Source organism: Microbacterium sp. (assembly GCF_049661145.1).
GTDB lineage: Bacteria > Actinomycetota > Actinomycetes > Actinomycetales > Microbacteriaceae > Microbacterium.
Window position 1 is genome coordinate 1 of record NZ_JBASZT010000020.1, and the last position, 3,888, is coordinate 3,888.

At 72.4% G+C, this 3,888-nt stretch carries 4 protein-coding genes and 1 pseudogene; all 5 read right to left on the reverse strand.

Translation table 11 applies throughout. The features are described 5' to 3' along the window. The coding region (treZ, locus tag WBP48_RS01040; protein ID WP_424434772.1) for a malto-oligosyltrehalose trehalohydrolase at window positions 1-1,466 on the reverse strand (1,466 nt) is incomplete at its 3' end. 57 nt (window positions 1,467-1,523) lie between these two features. Beyond that, entirely contained in the window at window positions 1,524-2,186 is a 663-nt protein-coding gene (locus WBP48_RS01045; protein ID WP_424434775.1) for a VOC family protein, read from the reverse strand. Beyond that, on the reverse strand, window positions 2,183-2,815 hold the full coding sequence (locus WBP48_RS01050; protein ID WP_424434778.1) for an alkylhydroperoxidase domain protein: 633 nt from the start codon (window positions 2,813-2,815) through the stop codon (window positions 2,183-2,185). Before WBP48_RS01050 ends, WBP48_RS01045 begins: the two co-directional genes overlap by 4 nt. A gap of 1 nt (window position 2,816) precedes the next feature. Beyond that, on the reverse strand, window positions 2,817-3,473 hold the full coding sequence (locus tag WBP48_RS01055; RefSeq protein ID WP_424434781.1) for a CMD domain protein: 657 nt from the start codon (window positions 3,471-3,473) through the stop codon (window positions 2,817-2,819). Continuing rightward, a pseudogene (locus WBP48_RS01060) lies at window positions 3,470-3,888 on the reverse strand (putative FMN-dependent luciferase-like monooxygenase); the annotation flags it as partial. The pseudogene WBP48_RS01060 and the gene WBP48_RS01055, both read right to left, overlap by 4 nt.

Consider the following 3,888-nt stretch of genomic DNA (forward strand, 5'->3'; position numbering starts at 1 on the left):
CGGTAGAGGTCGAGCAGGCGGGCGTGGTCGCCGCGCGCGACCTCGGACCAGTCGAGCTTGGAGCGCTGGAACGTCGCGGGGTCGTTCGGGTCGGGTACGAGCGCCGGATCCCATCCCATGCCGGCGAACTCCTCGGTGCGGCCGCGGCGGGTGGCCGCGGCGAGCTCGGGCTCGGGGTGCGACGTGAAGAACTGCCAGGGAGTCGATGCACCCCACTCCTCACCCATGAACAGCATGGGCGTTCCCGGCGCCGTGAGCGTCAGCACGGCGGCGACGGCGAGGCGGTCGAAGCTCAGGCAGTGCGAGAGCCGGTCTCCGGCGGCGCGATTGCCGATCTGGTCGTGGTCCTGCGCGAACGTGACGAACCGCCACGACGGCACTTGCGGGGGCACGGGCTTTCCCCAGTCCACACCGCGGAACGACGAGTGGGTCCCGTCGTGGAAGAACGCGCCGCGCCATGTCTTGGGCAGCGCTTCGGGATCGGCGAAGTCGGCGTAGTAGCCGCTCGTCTCGCCCGTGAGCGCCACGTGCACGGCGTGGTGCCAGTCGTCCGCCCACTGCGCCGTGAGGCCATATCCCCCCGCCTCGCGCGGCAGGATCATGACGGGGTCGTTGAGGTCGCTCTCCGCGATGAGCGTCAGCGGCCGGCCGAGGTGGGCAGACAGGGCGTCGGTGCGCTCGGCGATCTCCTGCAGGATGTGCACGGGGCCGGATGCCGACTCGTGCAGCGCGTGCACGGCGTCGAGCCGCAGCCCGTCGACGTGGAAGTCGCGCTGCCACATCAGCGCGTTGTCGACGATGAAGGCGCGCACGGCGGGCTCATCGAGGTTCACGCTCGACCCCCACGTCGTGCCGCGACCCTCGCGCAGATACGGTCCGAACTCGGGCAGGCAGTTGCCGGACGGGCCGAGGTGGTTGTAGACGACGTCCTGGATCACGGCGACGCCCGCCGCGTGCGCTGCGTCGACGAAGCGGCGGTAGGCGTCGGGTCCGCCGTACCCCTCGTGGACGGTGTACCAGAGCACGCCGTCGTAGCCCCAGTTGTGCGCACCGTTGAAGCCGTTCACCGGCAGCAGCTCGACGTGCGTGACGCCGAGGTCTGAGAGGTGGTCGAGCTTTCCGGCCGCCGCGTCGAGGGTGCCTTCGGGGGTGAAGGTGCCGACGTGAAGCTCGTAGATCAGACCGCCGGCGAGCTGTCGGCCGGTCCACTCCTGGTCCGTCCAGGGGAAGGATGCCGGGTGGTCCCAAGCCGACGGCGCGTGCACGCCCCGCGGCTGGCGGCGCGACCGCGGATCGGGCCAGGTCTTGTCGGTGTCTCCCAGGACGAACCCGTACGTCTCACCGGGTTCGAGTGCGACGTCGCCGCGCCACCACCCGGCATCCGTCGGCGTCATCTCGAGGTCGTATTGCTCCGGTCGCCGCAGTCGCACCCGCGCCGCGCGCGGCGCCCACACCTCGATCGTCATGGTCCCATCCTGCCCCGCCCACCCGTGCATTGAGCGACCCGAGGTCGGCATCCTGGGTCATGCCGAGAGCTCTACCAGGTCGCCCGCGGCGGTGCGCAGGGTCAGGCGGAAGCCCGCCTCCTCGCCCGCAGACCCCTCGACCACCTCAGCCGCGCCGTCGCCGAGGCCGTACGCGTCGAGCACCTCCCGCAGCGGGGCGGGGTCGGGCTCGACCCGCACGAACGAGACCAGCTCGATCACCGGGATGTTCCCCAGCCCGGGCTGGGCCGTGCTCCCCCAGTCGATGAGGAACGGCACGTCGAGCCGGCGATCCTCGCCGCGCGTGAGCCGCCACTCCAGCAGCGTCCCGTCGGGCGTGCGCCGCGACAGGTCGCTGACGTCGCCCGGGTCGAAGCCGCGCGCTCGAGCCGCCGCGACGGTGGACTCGATGTCCGCGGGGTGCACGGCGTACGCCTGAACCCGCGGCGCCTTCAGGGCCCGGATGTCGAACGTCGTGGGCAGCTCGGGCTCCGACCGGCGCGGGTTCGGGCCGATCAACTCGATGTACTGCGGCCCGCGCTCGCCATCGATCGTGAGGGCGACGAGCGCGTTCGCGGTACCGGTCGGGTGCGCGCCGCCGGGAGCTGCGACGACGCCGGTGCGCTCGGCGAACCACGCGATGAGGTCGTCGAGGTCGGGCCCGGCGATGACGATGTGGTCGAGCAGGGTGGGGACGCTCACGCGGTGGCACCCGGCCGCGCCGCCTGCCGCGCGGGCACCTCGGGCTCGCCGAGCGAGAGCATGAGCCGGTTCGCCCAGTTGAAGAACGCCGCTCCGCCGATGACGTCGACGATCTCCGCATCCCCGAGGCCGACCTCACGCAGTCGCGCGATGTCGTCCTGGCCGAAGTCGAGCGGAGCGCCGGCGAGCGCGACGGATGCCGCGACCACCGCGTTCCACGTCTCGTCGCCGAGGTCGGCGGTCACGCCCTCGTCGAGCAGGCGCTGCACGTCGGCCTCGCGCCCCGACTCGCGCGTCGCGGCGGCGGCGTGCACCGAGGCGCAGAACACGCATCCGTTGTGCCGCGACGTGGCAGCTGCGGCGAGTTCACGCTCCGCCCTCCCGATGCCGCCATCGACGTTGAAGAAGATGTCGAGGTCGGTGAGGGTACGGGCGCGCAGCGCCTCGGGGTCGCGCGCAAGCAGCCGGAAGTACGGCATCTTGGCGCGGGTCGGCTCGATGAGCGCATCGCGCTGCACGTCGGTGAGCTCGTCCTCGCCGACGGGCTGCAGCCACGGCACCCAGCCGAGGCCACGCTGCGTGAACTCCTCCGGTCGGGCGAGGTCCGGGTAGTCGGTGACGACGGACATGTCAGGCTCCTTCGGTGGTCGTCGCGCCCGTGACAGCGAGGTCGGGCGCGAGGTCAGGGATGGATGCCGGGGCCTGCGCCGCGGCGAGCACGCGCAGTCCCCACGCCAACCGCAGCTGAAAGGCGAGGAACGCGACGAGCTGCGACAGCGAGACGATGTCGTCGGGACTCCAGTCGGCATCCACCAGCGCCTGCAGGTGCTCGGGACGCGCCTCGCGCGGCCGGAAGACGAGCAGGTGAGTGTGCGCGACGGCGGCCGACAGCCGTACACCGAGGGCGGCGGACGTCTCGGCATCCGGCGCCCAGCGCAGCCCCGCACGAGACTCGGCGGCAAGCCCCGGCTCGCGGTAGTCGCCGTACGGACCCGTCGTCGCCCCGTCGGTGGCCGCCGCCTCGACTGCGGCCACGAGCTCCGGCGCCTCGTCGGCGAGGAGGTCGTCATAGAACGACGTGGCCGCGTCGAACGCGTGCAGGCGGGCGGCGAACGCCGCGATCGCGTAGCGCTCGGCGAGCGGGAAGGTGCCGGGATTCGCCGGTTCGAGCAGCGCCTCGAAGCTGCGCTGCGCGTTCTCGCGGGCCTGCGGGCGCCCGGCACGCACGGCGTCGAGCGCATCCCCGGTCGAGATGCCGGCGAGCAGGTCGATGATGTCGGTGGTCATGACAGTCCTTCCGAAGCAGTGGCCGAGGCGGCGCCCGTCGCCACGAGTGCGCGGTGCGCGCCGTGGAGCGAGGCGACGGCATCCGGCCCGGTCGCAAAGCCCAGGCGCGGCGCGACCTCGTCGGCGAGCAGTTGCAGCGAGCGCAGCGTCAACTCGTGGGTCGCGGCGATCGAGTGCACCTGGAACGACACATCGGTCGCAGCGGCGAGGGTCTCGTCCTGCGCGAGCGAGGCAACCACTTCATCGACAGTGCCGACGTGGGTGTCGGTGATGCGCGCGAGCTCGTCGATGCCGAGACCCGTCGTGTCGAGGCCGAACATCGTCTCGGCCAGGCGCCGCAGGCCGGCGTCGGCGAGCTCGAGTGCGCGCGTGCGGTTCTCGGGGTCGACGACGAGCGCGGTGCGCGAGGCGAGCA

What these genes read in the sequence shown, in the direction of transcription:
- WBP48_RS01050 (WP_424434778.1), bottom strand. Translation starts at nt 2,815, where the DNA reads ATGTCCGTCGTCACCGACTACCCGGACCTCGCCCGACCGGAGGAGTTC.
- WBP48_RS01055 (WP_424434781.1), bottom strand. Translation starts at nt 3,473, where the DNA reads ATGACCACCGACATCATCGACCTGCTCGCCGGCATCTCGACCGGGGAT.